This window comes from Paenibacillus terrisolis, from assembly GCF_056171975.1.
Genome location: NZ_JBKFGG010000002.1, coordinates 64650 through 80940, shown reverse-complemented (window position 1 = coordinate 80940; position 16291 = coordinate 64650). Strand labels below are relative to the sequence as shown.

12 protein-coding genes are annotated in these 16291 nt (G+C 51.2%); 6 read left to right on the top strand and 6 right to left on the bottom strand.

All coding sequences use genetic code 11. The features are described from left to right. The first annotated feature begins 361 nt into the window (after nucleotides 1-361). From ACI48K_RS03010 to ACI48K_RS03000, 3 genes are all read left to right on the top strand, one after another. The gene (locus ACI48K_RS03010) at nucleotides 362-1507 is read left to right on the top strand and encodes a DUF4349 domain-containing protein (RefSeq protein ID WP_475026121.1); all 1146 of its coding nucleotides are present in this window, start codon (nucleotides 362-364) and stop codon (nucleotides 1505-1507) included. 217 nt (nucleotides 1508-1724) lie between these two features. Beyond that, entirely contained in the window at nucleotides 1725-2867 is a 1143-nt protein-coding gene (locus tag ACI48K_RS03005; RefSeq protein ID WP_475026120.1) for a VanZ family protein, read from the top strand. Between the two features lie 101 nt (nucleotides 2868-2968). Next, complete coding sequence (locus ACI48K_RS03000; RefSeq protein ID WP_475026119.1) at nucleotides 2969-5161, top strand: alpha-galactosidase; 2193 nt, start codon at nucleotides 2969-2971, stop codon at nucleotides 5159-5161. A gap of 101 nt (nucleotides 5162-5262) precedes the next feature. Here ACI48K_RS03000 and ACI48K_RS02995 read toward each other — a convergent pair whose 3' ends face one another. Continuing rightward, nucleotides 5263-6513, bottom strand: a complete 1251-nt coding sequence (locus ACI48K_RS02995; protein WP_475026118.1) for a methyl-accepting chemotaxis protein — start codon at nucleotides 6511-6513, stop codon at nucleotides 5263-5265. 230 nt (nucleotides 6514-6743) lie between these two features. Here ACI48K_RS02995 and ACI48K_RS02990 point away from each other — a divergent pair, with 230 nt between their 5' ends. Beyond that, nucleotides 6744-7196 carry a MarR family winged helix-turn-helix transcriptional regulator gene (locus tag ACI48K_RS02990; protein WP_475026117.1) on the top strand — a complete coding sequence of 151 codons (453 nt, stop codon included), beginning with the start codon at nucleotides 6744-6746 and terminating at the stop codon, nucleotides 7194-7196. A gap of 103 nt (nucleotides 7197-7299) precedes the next feature. On the opposite strand, the gene ACI48K_RS02985 is transcribed toward ACI48K_RS02990, so the two are convergent. The 4 genes from ACI48K_RS02985 to ACI48K_RS02970 all read right to left on the bottom strand — a co-directional run bounded on the left by ACI48K_RS02985 (nucleotide 7300) and on the right by ACI48K_RS02970 (nucleotide 12995). Next, nucleotides 7300-9741 (bottom strand): glycoside hydrolase family 94 protein, encoded by a 2442-nt coding sequence (locus tag ACI48K_RS02985; protein ID WP_475026116.1) that lies wholly within the window; start codon nucleotides 9739-9741, stop codon nucleotides 7300-7302. 94 nt (nucleotides 9742-9835) lie between these two features. Further along, on the bottom strand, nucleotides 9836-10885 hold the full coding sequence (locus ACI48K_RS02980) for a LacI family DNA-binding transcriptional regulator (protein WP_475026115.1): 1050 nt from the start codon (nucleotides 10883-10885) through the stop codon (nucleotides 9836-9838). Between the two features lie 115 nt (nucleotides 10886-11000). Further along, complete coding sequence (locus tag ACI48K_RS02975) at nucleotides 11001-11912, bottom strand: molecular chaperone DnaJ (protein ID WP_475026114.1); 912 nt, start codon at nucleotides 11910-11912, stop codon at nucleotides 11001-11003. 171 nt (nucleotides 11913-12083) lie between these two features. Further along, the gene (locus tag ACI48K_RS02970) at nucleotides 12084-12995 is read right to left on the bottom strand and encodes a C40 family peptidase (RefSeq protein ID WP_475026112.1); all 912 of its coding nucleotides are present in this window, start codon (nucleotides 12993-12995) and stop codon (nucleotides 12084-12086) included. A gap of 200 nt (nucleotides 12996-13195) precedes the next feature. Between ACI48K_RS02970 and ACI48K_RS02965 the strand changes: the two genes are divergently transcribed. Then, the gene (locus ACI48K_RS02965) at nucleotides 13196-14458 is read left to right on the top strand and encodes an MFS transporter (RefSeq protein WP_475026111.1); all 1263 of its coding nucleotides are present in this window, start codon (nucleotides 13196-13198) and stop codon (nucleotides 14456-14458) included. A gap of 241 nt (nucleotides 14459-14699) precedes the next feature. Then, complete coding sequence (locus ACI48K_RS02960) at nucleotides 14700-15692, top strand: aldose epimerase family protein (protein ID WP_475026110.1); 993 nt, start codon at nucleotides 14700-14702, stop codon at nucleotides 15690-15692. Nucleotides 15693-15787: 95 nt separating this feature from the next. Here ACI48K_RS02960 and ACI48K_RS02955 read toward each other — a convergent pair whose 3' ends face one another. Then, on the bottom strand, nucleotides 15788-16147 hold the full coding sequence (locus tag ACI48K_RS02955) for a LytTR family transcriptional regulator DNA-binding domain-containing protein (protein ID WP_475026109.1): 360 nt from the start codon (nucleotides 16145-16147) through the stop codon (nucleotides 15788-15790). Nucleotides 16148-16291: the final 144 nt, after the last annotated feature.

Here is a 16291-nt window from a genome sequence, read left to right as displayed (position 1 = left end):
TTCCCGGATCCCGGCGTGCTGTGCATCAATAGGGGAATGAATGGGCCTTATTTTCCGCCAAACGGTGCAAAAATCGGCCATTCTCCCGTATTTCGGGAAGATAGCGCCCTTTCTGGCCTCTATTTCACGCTAAACGAGCGATATCGTTCCAATAGCGTCCTTTTGTTCCCTTATATTATAGGGGAGCGGAAGCAGCAACTTTCCAAACCCTGGATGCGTTAGTATATATAAGAGACGGCTTTTGTAACTGGAATCAAACACAAAAACCGGGAATTACAGGGATCGCTAAGACATTTTACCCGGAAAAAAGAGAAAACGGGTTACGGCCAACTCCAAATGTCGATTCAGGGGGTCATTCAAAATGAAGAAATGGGGAATGAAGGCAGCAATTGTGGGAACGGTATTATCTTTACTTCTAGGCGCCTGCAGCGATGCGGGCAATAGGAACAACGCCGCTACTTCCCAAAGCTTTTCGGAGAATGCTTCGGCGGTTGCCAATACCGCCGCGGAAAAACCTGCAGCGGACGGCGGAACCAACGAGAAAAGCGCGCAATCTACAAGTAACGGCGGCGTCCAAGCGCCAGACAAGACTTCCGATACGGCGGTTACGCCCGCAAATCAGTCCGTTCCGGGATTTCAAGCCTCGGATACGTCCGCCGGATTGAACAAAAAATTGATTTACCGCGCCAATGTGACCATGGAAGTTAAAGATTACGGAAAGGCCCAAACCGAGATCCGCAATCTGGTGACGTTAACCGGCGGTTATATCGTGGAGTTTAACGAAAGCGAGTCACAGCATGAGCAGGGAGGAAGTTTTATCCTCAAGGTGCCGGCCTCCGGATTTTCCTCATTCCTCGATCAGTTGGAGAAACTGAAATCCGAGTCGATGCAGCGCAGCATTCAGGGACAGGACGTTTCCGAGGAATACGTCGATCTGGATTCCCGGCTCAAGGTGAAGCAGGCGATGGAAGCCAGATATCTTGAGTTCGTGAACGAAGCGACGAAAACGAGCGATCTGGTGGCTTTTTCGAAGGAGTTGGAGCGGATTCAGACGGAGATCGAACAGATCAAAGGCCGGATGCGTTATATTGACAGCAACGTAGCGTTTTCGACCATCGAGATTCGAATCTATCAGCCGGTGGAAGCCGCGCTCGTCAAAAACGATGAAGACGCTCCACTGTATAAAAGAGTTCAAAATGCGTTGACCGGAAGTATCGAAGTCCTCTCCACGCTGCTTCAGTGGCTGATCGTCGTCTTGGCGGCAGCCCTGCCGGTGTTTGTGATTGCGGCTATCATCTTGGTAATCGTATGGCTGCTGCGGCGAAAATTTCCCGGAGCGAGAGCCAAACGGGCGGTGCGGTGGACGGACTCGAACCTGAACGCCGATGTTCGACCCCGTGGAGATCAAGGGCTGAGGGAGCACCGGCTGCAATCGCCGGAGGCTCCGGCGACAACTCCGGAAGCGGATGCAGAAATCGGTGAGCCAGATTCTGAGGACAGATCCTAACAAATCCGAAACATAATAATAAACCGAACGAAAGAAGAACCGGAAATTGCCCGCGGGCGGTTTCCGGTTCTTTTGCGTAAACGGAGCGCTGCGTATATTTAAACTAAACTTAAACGAGACTTAATACGTCCTATGATAAGATAATGAAAACCAATTTTCACATGGCTGATTATGCGCGGCATGATTGGTTCAGATTATAGATAGAGGGTGTATTTTTTTGATTGAAACGTACCTGTTTCCGATTTCCTACGCGTTTATGGCTTTTCCTGTCGCGGCCTTACTGTTCACGATGCCTTTTCTCGTCGTCCAATACCGCCGGCACGGCTATATCAATAAAGTCAGGGCTTTGGTGCTTTATCTGTTTTTGCTTTATCTGATGAACGCCGTATTTCTGGTTATGCTGCCTCTGCCTTCGAGCCGAAGCAATCCGCCTCTCCCGGGAGGAGCGGTTCAGATGATTCCTTTCAACTTCATTCAGGATTTTTTAAAAGAAACGGCTGTCGTCAAAGGGGAGCCTTCGACTTACTGGCATCTGCTCCAAGAACGCGCATTTTTGCAGGTTTTGTTTAACATCATCTTAACCGTTCCGTTCGGCATGCTGATTCGCTATTATTTTCGCTTTGGGCCGGTTCGCACGCTGATCCTGTCGTTTTTGCTGTCTCTTTTCTTTGAGATGACACAAATTACAGGGATTTATGGCCTATTCGAGCATGCCTACCGGATATTTGACATCGATGACCTCATGACGAATACACTAGGCGGGATGATCGGTTTTCTGACTGCCGAGTGGCTGTCCGGTCTGCTGCCCCGGATTGAGCGGCTTGACCATGGAGTGGATCCGTCAACCCAAAGGGTCTCTTACACCCGCCGCGGGCTGGCTTGGATGTTCGATTTCGTGATCTGGATGGCGATTATGATCGTTTGTTACCGGATGCGGGTGCCGGGGAGCTACTTTGTTACGACGGGCTTCTATTTTATGCTGGTTCCGTTTATTACGGGCGGGTGCAGCTTCGGCAAATGGCTGGTTCGCATCAGGTTGACAGGCATCGGGCCGGAGGGATCCAAGAGCCGGCTTTTGTCGGGAATGTCAAGAAAAGAGAAAATCGGACTTCCCGCGCTGATCGTTCGCTACGGAATCTTATACTGGGTACTGCTTGGTCTGAACCGTCTGGTGGTTTTCACCCCCGATCCTATTGACGGTTTGTCTAGGTTGATGCTGGGAGTCGTCGTGCTTCTGATGGACCTTTGGTTTTTCATTCATGTCGTCAAGCGTATGGTTCAAAAGGACTCGATGCTCTTCTATGAAAAAATTAGCAGGACTCGGCATGAAATCGCATGGAAGGCACAAAAATCCATGTAGAAGATCACTTTATTGCCGTTACTCCTCCCGGTTATCATAGTAGAATGGGAGAAGAAACATTCACAAAAAGACAGATTAGAACCTTTCAGGAGGATCACAACATGCCGATTATTTTCGATGAAGCAAATGGGCTTTTTCATCTGCAATCCCGTCATACCAGCTATATCATACGACTTGTCCGCGGCTATGCCGCACACGTGTATTTCGGCGCCAAACTCCGTCACGACGGAAATCTTGCCGGAATGCTGAAGCTTCAGGAGCGTTCTTCCTTCAGCCCCAATCCGGTAAAGGAAGACTGGTCGATTTCGCTGGATTCGCTGCCGCAGGAATATCCGCAATACGGAACCAGCGATTTTCGGAGTCCGGCCTATCAAGTGCGGCTCGCGAACGGAACACGCGCTACCGAACTCGTATATCGTTCCCATCGGATTTTCTCCGGAAAACCGGAATTGGAAGGGCTTCCAGCCGTATACGCCCAGCAGGACACAGAAGCCGAAACGCTGGAACTGGAGCTGCATGACGCGGTGTCCGGGCTGACGGTTCTGCTCAGCTATACCGTATTTGCCGATTTTGACGCGATTGCCAGATCGGCCAAGATCATCAACGAAAGCGGCGAGCCGGTACAATTGGAACGGGCGCTTAGCGCTTCGATCGATTTTGCGGACGACGCTTATGACGCGCTTTATTTGTCGGGGGCCTGGGCGAGAGAACGCCATGTTCAGCGCAGACGTTTGGCTCCGGGCGTCACCGGAATCGGCAGCCGGAGAGGCTCAAGCTCGCATCAGCTGAATCCATTTCTGGCGCTGCTTCGTCCGGATGCTACGGAACGGCAGGGCGAGGTGTACGGTTTCAGTTTGATTTATAGCGGAAGCTTTATTGCGGAGGCGGAAGTGGAGCAGTTCGGAACTACCCGCGTTTCGCTCGGGATCAATCCGTTCGATTTCTCCTGGAAACTGGCTCCGGGCGAAACGTTCCAAACGCCGGAAGCGATCATGGTTTATTCCGCCGAAGGGCTTGGCGGGATGTCCCGCACGTTCCACCGGCTCTACCGTACAAGATTGTGCCGGGGCGAACATCGCGACAAGGAACGGCCAATTCTCGTCAACAACTGGGAAGCGACTTATTTCAACTTCAATGCCGACAAAATCGAAGCTATCGCCAAAGCGGGCGGGGAGCTCGGCATCGAATTGTTCGTGCTGGATGACGGCTGGTTTGGGCGCCGCGATTCGGACAACAGCTCGCTTGGGGACTGGTTCGAGGATCGCCGCAAGCTTCCGGCGGGTCTTAAGGATTTGGCCGAGCGGGTTGAAGGAACAGGCTTGCAGTTTGGCCTCTGGTTTGAGCCGGAAATGGTGTCACCGGACAGCGACTTGTACCGCAGCCATCCGGACTGGTGCTTGCATGTGGAAGGCCGTCGCCGCACTGAAGGCCGCAGCCAGCTTGTCCTTGATATGTCGAGATCGGACGTACGCGAGTATCTGTATGAACGGCTGAGCGGTATTTTCTCGTCGGTACCGGTATCCTACGTCAAATGGGACATGAACCGGAACATGACCGAAATCGGTTCGGCGCTTCTGCCTGCCGAGCAGCAGTCGGAAACCGCCCATCGTTATATGCTGGGCTTGTATGAGCTGCTGGAACGTTTGACAAGCGAGTTCCCGCATATTCTGTTCGAAAGCTGCTCCGGCGGCGGCGGACGTTTCGACCCGGGAATGCTGTATTATATGCCGCAGACCTGGACAAGCGACGATACCGACGCGGTGGAACGGCTGAAAATCCAGTACGGTACAAGTATCGTTTACCCGGTTTCGACGATGGGAGCGCATGTATCCGCGGTGCCTAACCATCAGGTGGAGCGGACGACTCCGCTCAAATTCCGCGGGGATGTCGCAATGTCCGGCAACTTTGGCTACGAGCTGGATTTGACGCGGTTTACGGAGGAAGAGAAAGAGACGGCGAAGGGTCAAATCGCCCTGTATAAAGAAATTCGCGGACTTGTTCAGCAGGGGGATATGTACCGGCTGAAGAGCCCGTTCGAGGGCAATGACACGTCTTGGATGTTTGTTAGCCCGGATCAAAACGAAGCGCTGCTGTTTTACTTCCGCGTGCTTGCCGAGCCGAACGGTCCTCTTCGCTCCGTCAAGCTGGAAGGGCTTGATCCCGCCAAGGACTACGAACTGGTAGGAACGGGCGAAGTCTACGGCGGCGACCGCCTGATGGCGGCGGGGCTGTCCGTCGATGGGGTGCGCGGCGATTTCAGCAGCATGGCCGTAAGGCTGAAGGCTGTAAAATAAGCCTGAACCGGAGACAATGCAATTCTAACGCAAAAACATGAAGAACCCCGTTTCCGTGATACATGGAAACGGGGTTCTTCACATTCCTGGTTTTGAATAAGTTAAAATTTGAAAATATGTATCGTTTTTTGCAGCTGGAAGACGGCATTTTTCATCGCTTCGATTTCTTCCGCCATGGACCGGATGGAGGTAATCTGTTCATTCATGGATGCGGACACCTGCTCAGTACCTGCAGCCGACTGCTCGGTAATGGCCGAAATGTTCTGGATCGACATGGAGATGCTTTGCGCGCTTTCCAGCATGGATTCGCTTTCTTTGGAGAATGCGGCAATTTGCTCGCTGATATACTGTACGCTTTGCACGATTTCTTGGAAAACTTGCTCGGCTTCGCGAATCATAGCGCTTTGCTCGCGAACGACTTCTTCATTTATTTTAATGTTTTGAGCGGCTTGTTTAACATCCTGCTCGATACTGCGAACCAAGCCGAATACTTCCTTGGTGGATGAGGTTGATTCTTCCGCAAGCTTGCGAACCTCATGGGCAACGACGGCAAAACCCGCTCCGTGTTCTCCCGCGCGTGCCGCTTCAATGGAGGCGTTCAGCGACAAAAGGTTGGTCTGCTCGGCAATTTCCGAAATCGTGGCTGTGATTTTGGTAATGCCTTGGGCATTATGGGCCAACGCTTCAATCGAGCCCGCGACTTTTTCCGTGGCTTCGATGTTTCTCCGCATGCCTTTCGCCTGGTTGGATACGGACTCCCGGCCTCGTTCGACCAGCTTTAGCGTTTCGATGGAACGGCGGTTCATCTCGCGGGTTGAATCGGTGTAATTGCTTACTTTTTCTTCGATTTCCCCGATCGAATCCTTCATTCCGCCGACGTCTTCGGAAATCGAATTGGCTCCGAGCGCTAGTTCGCTGGAGGAGTGAGTCACTTGAGTCATAACTTCGATGAGTTCCTGGTTCCGGTCGGAGATGCCCCGGCTTGAATCCATGACCTTGCGGGTAATATCGGATGTTTCCTGCAGAATCTTCCGCAGCTTGTCCACCATGCCGTTAAAGGAACGGTTGAGATCGTCCATGCCTCCGGATTCCATGATCCGGCCGGTAAAATCACCCTTGGCAATTTTCGCGGAGGCGTTGGATATGTCGCTGAAGGAATCGGTAAGCGCTTTCCGAAGATAGCGTGACAATGGAAATGTAAGCGCAATCAAAATAACGATCAGCAATATTCCCGGTAATACATGGCCAAGCACCACGAAAACGACCAGTGCGGGGATGGCGAATAGAGCGGCAACCAGATAACAGGCAGCGGAAATTTTGCTAGACAAGGGAAGTCGGTTGAACCAAGACATAGGAATCAAGCCCTCCTCGAATATATAGGATATTTCTACCATGATTATATCATTTAGCGAGCAAAGGCGATAGAACGAATTCTTCTGAAAATCAATGCTTAAACCCTGTAATAGTGCAAATTTCAATCTTGACAATCGAATCGAAAAGTTGTTTGATTAACGATAATAAATAATATTTCGTATACGGAATATTAAAGACTATAAAAATAAATATTTAAAGGATGGGAGCTTTGGATCAAAACCAAAAAATGCACGACATTGTGGAATCATTTCGGGAGGTAATGAAGGCGTTTTTCCAACTGCTGACCGAACAGGCCGATAATTACGGCATCACGGGAATTCAATTTCTAGCGCTCAAGATTATTTTGAAACATCCGGGTATCGGCATCACCGAGCTTGCGGAGGAGATGCGGATGGGAAACAGCACCGTGAGCGGGGTGATCGATCGTTTAGTGAAGGCCGGGCTGGTCGGGCGCGAGCGGTCTGAAGAGGACCGGAGATCCGTCGTTCTGCAAATCACGGAGCAGGGGGAGGAAGTGCACCGTCAAACCGATGTTTTATATACCGGGGCGATTTCGACCGTATTGAAAGTGCCTGAGGAAGATATCGAACATATGCTTCAGACTCATCGGAAAATCATTCAATTATTAGAGAATGTGAGAGAAGGAAGCCTGAATGAATAAAAATGCCTTCGCACCTGATGCCGCTATTAAGCGGTCCTGAAAATAAAAAGAAGCCTGCACTTAGGTGCAGGCTTTAAAAGTATGGGTGGGTGGTGGTTCGAAATTAACCGAGAACGACGACGACTTCGTGAACGCCTCCGTCGAGGACAGGCGGAATCACGTTGCCTTGCACCGGTTTGCCGTCCAAAGTCAGGCTCTTTACGCCTTTGGACACATGATCCGGATTGTTGATTTGAATCAGGTACGTGTCGCCGCGGAAGACGCGCGATACTTTGAAGCCGTCCCAAGCGGTCGGGATGCAAGGATCAACCTTGAGGCCCGTAAAATCGGCTTGAATGCCGAGGATGGCTTGCGTAATCGCAACGTAGTTCCATGCAGCCGTACCGGTTAGCCAGGAGTTTTTGGCTTCGCCATGACGGACGGCGTCTTTGCCCGCGATCATTTGGGAATAGACGTAAGGCTCCATGCGGTGAACTTCGCTGATCTCCTCAAGATAAGCCGGCGCGATTTTGGAGTAAATTTCAAATGCGCGATCGCCATGGCCGAGTACGGTTTCCCCGATCATGATCCATGGGTTGTTGTGGCAGAAGATCCCGGCGTTTTCCTTGTAGCCCGGCGGATACGTCGAGATTTCTCCAAGGTTCAGATAGTACTTGGAATACGGCGGCTGCTGCAGGACGATCCCGTATTTGGTATCGAGACGTTCCGCTACCGAAGTCATGGCTTTGTCCGCGAGGCCTTCTTCGACGCCGATTCCGGCCATGACGCACATGCCTTGCGGCTCGATGAAAATTTGGCCTTCTTCATTTTCTTTGCTGCCTACCTTATCGCCGAAGTGATCATAGGCGCGCAGGAACCAGTCTCCGTCAAAGCCGTGCTCCAGCGTCGTCGCCCGCATCTTGTCGATTTGGGAGATCGCATCGGCCGCTTCGGAATGCAGACCGCGCATACGGCAAATTTCCGCGTAGTCCGGGCCGACGAAGACGAACAGGCCGGCGATAAATACGGATTCGGCGTTGCGGCCTTCAATATTTTCCGTCGTTTGGAACGATTCCCCCGGCTCCTTGGAGAAGCAGTTCAGGTTGAGGCAGTCGTTCCAGTCGGCGCGGCCGATTAAAGGCAAGCCGTGAGGTCCGAGGTTATTCACGACATGGTAGAAGGAACGTTTCAAGTGCTCGAACAAGGTTGCGGTATTGTCCGGGTTGCTGTCGAAAGCCACTTGCTCATCCAGGATACTGGTATCCCCGGTTTCCTTAATATAGGCCGCGGTTCCGAGAATCAGCCAAAGCGGGTCGTCGTTAAAGCCCGTTCCCACTTCGTTGTTGCCTTTTTTGGTGAGCGGCTGATATTGATGGTAGGCGCTGCCGTCTTCAAACTGGGTGGCGGCAATATCGAGAATCCGTTCCTTCGCTCTTTCCGGAATTTGATGGACAAAGCCGAGTAAATCCTGGTTGGAATCGCGGAAGCCCATGCCGCGGCCGATCCCCGATTCGAAATAGGAGGCGGAGCGGGACATGTTGAACGTCACCATACATTGATACGGGTTCCAAATATTGACCATGCGGTTCAATTTGTCGTCTCCGCTTTGGATTTGATATTTGGAGAGCAGACCGTCCCAATAAGCGGCAAGTTTGTCGAGTGCGCGGTCAACGTCGGCATCGGTCGCAAATTGTGCGATCATCGCTTCGGCCGGTTTCTTGTTGATGACGCTTGGGGCTTCCCATTTATCTTCTTCCGGAACTTCCACGTATCCGAGGATGAAGACGAGACTTTGCTGCTCACCGGGAGCGAGCGTTAGCTTCACTTCATGGGAACCGATCGGGGACCAGCCGCTGGCTACCGAATTCGAAGCTTTTCCGTCGACGACCACTTGCGGTTCATGCAGCCCGTTGTACAGCCCGACGAACGATTCGCGGTCCGTGTCGAAGCCGTCAATCGCGCGGTTGACGGAATAGAATGCGTAGTGGTTCCGGCGTTCGCGGTATTCCGTTTTATGATAGATGACGGAGTCTTTGATTTCGACCTCTCCGGTGCTCAGGTTGCGTTGGAAGTTGGTCATGTCGTCCTGAGCGTTCCAGAGACAGAATTCGGCAAAGGAGAAAAGGGAGACCGTTTTTTCAACACTGCTGGTGTTCTTGAGCGTAAGGCGGTGAACCTCGCCATTGTATCCGAGCGGCACGAAAGCGAGCTGCGTGACGGAAACGCCGCCGCGTTCGCCGGTAATCGACGTATATCCCAGGCCATGACGGCATTCATAGAAATCGAGGTCGCGTTTTACAGGCATCCAGCCCGGCGTCCAGAAATCGCCGTTCGAATGATCGTGGAGATAATAATAGCGGCCGCCGGTATCCAGCGGAATATTGTTGTAGCGATAGCGGGTCAATCTGCGCAAGCGGGCATCACGGTAAAAGGTATAGCCGCCTGCCGTGTTGGAGATCAGCCCGAAGAATTGCTCGTTTCCAAGGTAGTTGATCCAAGGATAAGGGGTTTGCGGGGTAGTAATGACATATTCTTTACGTGTGTCGTCAAAAGCTCCGAATTTCATCGATTATTGTCTCCCTTCATTTATGAACGCGCGTTTATTTTGCTGCAAAAGCTTCCCCATTATACTTAAAAGAAACGTATAAGGAGGAAGAACGTTAAGACAGCGGTTTGCAGGAATCTCTGATCACCAGACGGCTGGGGAAGCTGACGGTGCTAAAGGTCGGATCGTCGGTGTCGCATAACTCAATGACCTTAACGACGGCCGCTTTGGCCATTTCGTCAACCGGCAGACGGACGGAGGTTAGCTTCGGCGTAACCCGGGAAGCGAGCTGCACATCGTCGAAGCCAATGATTGACAGCTGTTCCGGAACGATAATTCCTCTTTCCGCAAACGCTTCCATCGCGGATATCGCCATGTCGTCGTTGGAACTGAACAAAGCCGTCGGCAATGCCCCTTGATCCAGCAGCCGGTGCACCTCGCGATAGGCGCGTTCCTTCAAAAATTCGCCCTCCAGGACAAATTCGTCATGAAGCGGAAGGCCATGCTTGCGTAGGGTATGCTCGTAAGCAACGTAACGCTCGCGGCCCGAGTAGGTATTCATGCTGCCCTTGATAATCCCGATTTCACGGTGTCCTATTCCGATCAAATACTCGATGGCTTCCACGGTACCTTCGTAATCCATCGAGTTGATGACGGCCAGATGGCTCTTGTTCAGGCGTTCGGCCATAATTTCGGAGATATCGTAATCGATCAGCACCAAAGGCGCTTCCTGATTCACGAGTTCCCGGACGAGATCGATATCCTTCTGCGTGCCGACGAGAATGCCTCCGTCGATCCGCTTCTGCTGGAAGGCCTGCTTGATCTTTTGAAAATCGCCCGGCGAATAGACCGTATGAATGAGAACGTAAAAGCCGCGCGAGTTCGCCGTATCGACCACCAGATCGACGATCGGAGCGAAGTAGCTGTTCTGGTAAATACGGCTTGTATCTTCCTGCTCATTCATGCTCACGGCAAACAATCCGATGGTGTCGGTCCGTTTGCCGGCAAGCGCCCGCGCAAAGCTGTTCGGCTCGTATTGATGCTGTTCGATCACCTTGAGCACTTTGGCCCGGGTTGCCTCAGGCACGTTGGAATAATTGTTGATGACCCGTGAGACGGTACTGCGGGACACCCCGGCTAATTTGGCAATATCTTCGCTGCGCATTGAAGGTCCCTACTTTCTGTAAACGCGCGTTTATGGTTTCATAATAATAGATCCGCCCCAAAAATTCAATCCCGGAAATTCATAAGGGGGACGGAAAGGACGGGGCGGATCTTCTTTACTTGCTTAAATAGCCTTCAATCAGCTGAAGAGCTTTATCGGTATTTTTCGTATCGAGACGAAGCGATACGATCATGTCCTGTTTGTTCAGCGGCAGCTTGCCGACAAGCGGACTTGAAGTAACGTCGATCCCGTAAATGTGCTCCGAGGTATCATCTTCCGACTTGCCCTTAAGCGCGGCCCCTTCCTTTAGAAGAGGCTTTAGGACGCCGTTGGCTTCCTCATCCAGACTCTTCATCGCCCCGCCTCCTGCAAGCCAATCAAATGAAGCCTTGTCCGTGATATAGATATCCGGATGCGTGGTGGCAAGGATAGCCAACGCCTTTTGCTGGTACGCCATGTCGATGCTTCCCATGCCCGACGACGAATCTTCGCTCGCAGGCAAATAAACAACCTGCAGAGAGAAACGCTTGAATTCCGGGAACTGCTCTGTCATGGCCTTTTCCAGCTCGGCGGTATCTCCGCTGGGATCGGTTGCCATGAAATTGCCGATCATCAGAATGGATAAATCGACAGGCGGCAAGGCAGCCAGCCTTTTCTGTTCCTGCCGGTGGTTGATGAACATGTTGGTGCCCACGATTAGCACGATCAAAGCAATGACGCCGATAATGACCTGGGTTCTGTGAAGCCGGAAAAAATCTTCGGTTTTTTCGGCGGTCCCGGCAAATCTTCCCCATTTATCATAACGCTTGCGGCTTTTTTCTTCGATTTTTCGCTGATCGTCGGCCTGAATGATCAACCTGCAGGCCGTAATCTTTGCCTCAAATTCGTTCACTTCGTCCGCGGAAACTTCCGAGTTCTGACGGGTGCGGGATTGTCTCAGTAAAATTTCAAAAACCTTCTCTACTTCCTCGCGGCCGGCGTTTTCGGGAAGGCCAAGTCGTTCATAAGCTTCTTTTAAATTGTCCATGGTATTCTCCTCTGATTTCTTGGCACGGTATGTACATAAATACTATAGAAAGATGCGCTTACATTCATTATACTTGGTATTTGGATCGAATGGAATTTTTGCCGGGCGGGAGCTCGTAAAATAAGCCAAGGAGGGTATGTCCCCCTTGGCCCAAGTCTTGAAAGTTACGGTTCAGCGTACCCGGCGCATCGAAAGCAGTACATCTTTCCAGTGGCCGGAGTCCAGTGAACTGATTTGAACGCCCGGATCTCCCCAGGTATGAATGAACTGGCCGCCTCCGATGTAGATGCCGACATGTCCGGCGACCGCGTCGCTTTTGAACCGGCCGGGAACGGTAAAGAAGACAAGATCCCCCGGCTGTAGGTTGCTGCGGGTGACGGGAATGCCTGTTTTGGATTGATCCCTGGCTAAACGCGGAAGATCTCTTCCGAATTTTTCGAAGACGTGCTGGGTGAAAGAGGAGCAGTCAAAAGTTTTGGACTGCTCATAAGGCGCCGCGCCAAATTCGTATGGAACGCCAAGAAATTTCTTGGCGTATGCGATCAGCTCGCTTTGATTGCCGGCAATGCCGAAGATCCCGAAACGGTTCGCCTTGATCTGCATAGGACCGCTGCCATTTTCGCTTTGAACCGATGGAATGTGGTCGATCAGCAGGGAGCCGTATTTATGATCAAGAAGAACTTTGGCTTGCAGCAGGGACGAAAGGGAGTCGGCGGTCAGATAAACCTTTCCGTTTTGGCGCAATGGAGCTTGAGGCAATGAGATTTTACTCCCGTAGGAAAGAGCGTGCCGCTGGCCCGGCGTAACTTCGAATATAACGTCGGAATATCCGATTTTTGCGGAACTTCCGTCATCTCTCATGCGAAGCCCCAATGAATCGGCGGCCTGATGAAGAGGAATCCATGCGGTTCCTTGGCGGTCTTGGATCCATTCCTTTTGAACCGGGATAGGCTTAACCGGGGTTGCGGATTGAGCGTTTGGTACATTGTTTCCCGTTGGCCGGACATTGCAGGAGACGCCGACGAGCAGCATTGAACCCGCAAGAAGAGTGAGGGCTATCTTTTTTAAATTTGAACTGCGCATCCTTGTTGCACTCCATTCTTCTAATTTAACTCGTTTAAAAATATTTTTGGTTTGGATAGAAACGAATCGCGACATTTGAAGTATGTATAAATTGAAGAGTTTTATGTACGGGGACAGCAAATTTTCCGGGATTCCCGGAAAACCTTCCCAATGAAAAAGCGGCATAATCGGGCATAGGCAAAAGGAGTTTTTTGGTCATCATGATAAGCATTTTTCAGCGGAGACGGCTGGTAAAGCGCAAAGCTTCTCAGCAGCGGAAAGATTTGGCGATCGCCACCTGGGAAGGGGTTCCTTCCACTATTTTTCAAACCCTGCTCGGCGGGCAGTTTCTGACGGGGTATCTGCTCTATTTGGGGGCGAGCTCGGGGCAGATCGGTTTTGTGCTGGCCGTTTCGACGTTCGTCAACATTTTCCAGATTCTCACTGCCTTTTTGATTCAGCGCCTGGAAAGCCGAAAATTCACGCTGGTGCTGACGATTGCCATAAACCGCATTCTGTGGGGAAGCACGGGCCTGATTCCGTTTATTTTTCCGCAGCGGATTTGGGTTGGAGCCTTTATCGGCGTTTATATCGTCGCCTTTATCTTTAACGCGATCAGCGGGATGCTGTGGAGCTCGATGATCAGCGACATCGTCCCTGCGAAGGTGAGGGGCAAATATTTCGGCATCCGCAATACCGTGCTGAATGCGCTGAACTCTTTAACCATGTTTTTGGGCGGCATGCTGCTTGACCATTTTCCCGGAGGACAGGGGTTCCTGTATCTTTACATTGTCGTTTGGCTCGGAATTACGGGAAATATCATCATCTTTATGATTTATCCTGACATGAAATTTGAACGGTCCGTGGAAAGCAAGTTCTGGCCGATGGTTAAAAAGCCGCTGGCTGACGGGGCTTTTATCAAATCGACTTTGTTTTTGGGAAGTTTTCTTTTTCTGCAAAACCTGGTCGTGCCGCTGTATTCGTACATTATGCTGCAGCTCCTGCACATCAACTACCAGACGATTTCGCTTCTTAGTGTAACGCAGACGGTGTTTATGATGCTGAGCTTTTATACATGGGGCACGCTTAATTCCCGGTACAGCAACCGGCGTCTGCTGCTTTGGACGCTGCCGATTATCGCGCTGTCGGTGTTGGCATGGGGCGGCATCGCATTTTTGCCGGTATTGCCGATTCTGTTTATCGTCAATATGTTTTTTGGCGTAGGAGTGGGCGGCTTCAACCAGCTCGCGTTTAACTTTATCATCGGCGACACACCGAAATCGGAACGGCCGATGTATATGGCGATGTATTCGGCGATTACGGGAGTTTCCGCGTTTTTCGGGCCGCTTTTGGGTGGGAAAATACTGGAGTGGATCGACCAGGCGCCGGAATGGATGCAGATTTACGGCATGCAGCTCGTTGTCAGCGTTGTTATGATTGTCATGGCGGCAACGTTGGGCCGGCGAATTCTGCGGGACAACTAACCGCTTGCGATGAAACATGTGAGCAGTCGGGATGACTTTTTGGCATGCATTTTGTATAATCCAATCGAGTTATATAAGTTGAACCAATGACAAGCGCTTTGGCAAGAGTGGGAAATGTGCCGGAAGAAACGGCAGTGGTCGCCTTTGCGAGCGGAGGGACATTTCCCACGGCTGCCTTTATACGCTAAGTATTAGTTCAAATTATATTGTCAGTTGAGCAGTGAAGGGAGAAGAAGTCATTATGTCACAAAATACGGCTTATGAAGGATCCTATCAAGGGGAAAAGGCGGTTTGGCTTAAAGCGGATCGTTACGAAGCGGTTATGCTGCCGGAAATCGGCGGGAATCTGATTGCTTTTCGCGATGTCGTAAGCGGTTACGATTTTTTGCGCAGTCCTGCCGAAGGAGAAATGGAAGCGTTTAAGAGCAATCCGGGCGTATATGGAATTCCGGTGCTGTTTCCGCCGAACCGTTATGAGGACGGCCTGTTCCCATGGAGAGGAAAAGTATATCATCTTCCGATTAATGAACCGGCAACCGGCAACCATCTGCACGGGTTCTTGCATACGACTCCCTGGACCGTGGAGGATTTCGGACAGACTCCGTTTGAGAGCTTCGTGACGGTTAAGGTCACCATTGATGAAAACCATGAAGCCTACCGTTATCTGCCTTTTAAATTTACCGTTAAACTGAAGTACACTCTGAGCAAAAACGGTTTGGCTCAGGAATTCTTCGTGCGCAACGAGGGAACGGAAGAGATGCCTTGCCTGTTTGCGTTCCACACGGCTATCAACGCGCCGTTTGCGCCGGGCAGTGCGGCCAAGGACTACCTTGCGAAGCTGACGATCGGACAACACTGGGAAATGAGCGAACGGATGCTTCCGACCGGTTCGTTCCTGCCTTTAACGAAGGAAGAGGAGCAGCTTAAAGGGGAAGGCGTGAATCCGTTTTTCACTTCGCTGGACAACCATTATACGGCGGTGCCGCAAAACGGCAGAAACCGGATGGAACTGACCGATACGAAGCTGGGCGTTACGCTGGTCTATGACGTAGGAACCTCCTACAAGCAATGGATGATCTGGAACAATGGAGGGCGGGAAGGCTTTTTCTGCCCGGAACCGCAAATCAACCTGGTCAATGCGCCGAATAGCCATTTGCCTGCAGAGGAGATCGGCCTGTTCAGCCTGAACCCAGGCGAAATTTGGCAAGCGATCGGACGGTTTTACATGAAATAAGAATGAAGAATTAGCACGAAAAAAGCAGCCTGTTCGGCGTCCCGAGACGCTTTAAGGCTGCTTTTTCTTCACCGCAAAGCTTCATGGCGCGAAGGTCAGTTGACTCCCGCCGTAACGTTGCGGCTGTCCGATTGCGGCATCAGACGTTTGATCTGTCCCAGATTTCTTCTGGAGACGTTGATCGTTTTGATTCCGTGTTTTTCGTCCCGGAACAACACGACGTTGTCCCGAATGTCGGAGACTTTGAACAGGTTGACGTAGCAGTTGGTGCTGACGCGGTAGAACGAAGAGTCTGAGATCAGTTTCGAGGTCTGTTCGGCGGATAATCTCTGTTTAATAGCGTAATTCCTGCCATGAAAGCAAACCAGTCCGTGATTCCCAATCTTGAAAAAGTACGTATCATGGGGATCGAGATCCGCATAGACGTCTTTTTCCTCAAATCCGACATTCATCATTCCAAATCCCCCTTTAGATGATGCTTACGGAAGCGCTTACAGTATATCATATTATGGAGGTTTTGGGTAGGTGCATAGTATTAAATTTTAAGGAAGCTTTAGATGCCGGGACTGGACTTTTGTCTAAAATTACGGAAAAATAAG

Coding starts and splice junctions, on each gene's coding strand:
- ACI48K_RS02980 (WP_475026115.1), bottom strand. CDS start 10,885: ATGCGCAGCGAAGATATTGCCAAATTAGCCGGGGTGTCCCGCAGTACC.
- ACI48K_RS02995 (WP_475026118.1), bottom strand. CDS start 6,513: ATGTCTTGGTTCAACCGACTTCCCTTGTCTAGCAAAATTTCCGCTGCC.
- ACI48K_RS03010 (WP_475026121.1), top strand. CDS start 362: ATGAAGAAATGGGGAATGAAGGCAGCAATTGTGGGAACGGTATTATCT.
- ACI48K_RS02955 (WP_475026109.1), bottom strand. CDS start 16,147: ATGATGAATGTCGGATTTGAGGAAAAAGACGTCTATGCGGATCTCGAT.
- ACI48K_RS02965 (WP_475026111.1), top strand. CDS start 13,196: ATGATAAGCATTTTTCAGCGGAGACGGCTGGTAAAGCGCAAAGCTTCT.
- ACI48K_RS02985 (WP_475026116.1), bottom strand. CDS start 9,741: ATGAAATTCGGAGCTTTTGACGACACACGTAAAGAATATGTCATTACT.
- ACI48K_RS02970 (WP_475026112.1), bottom strand. CDS start 12,995: ATGCGCAGTTCAAATTTAAAAAAGATAGCCCTCACTCTTCTTGCGGGT.
- ACI48K_RS02960 (WP_475026110.1), top strand. CDS start 14,700: ATGTCACAAAATACGGCTTATGAAGGATCCTATCAAGGGGAAAAGGCG.
- ACI48K_RS03000 (WP_475026119.1), top strand. CDS start 2,969: ATGCCGATTATTTTCGATGAAGCAAATGGGCTTTTTCATCTGCAATCC.
- ACI48K_RS02975 (WP_475026114.1), bottom strand. CDS start 11,912: ATGGACAATTTAAAAGAAGCTTATGAACGACTTGGCCTTCCCGAAAAC.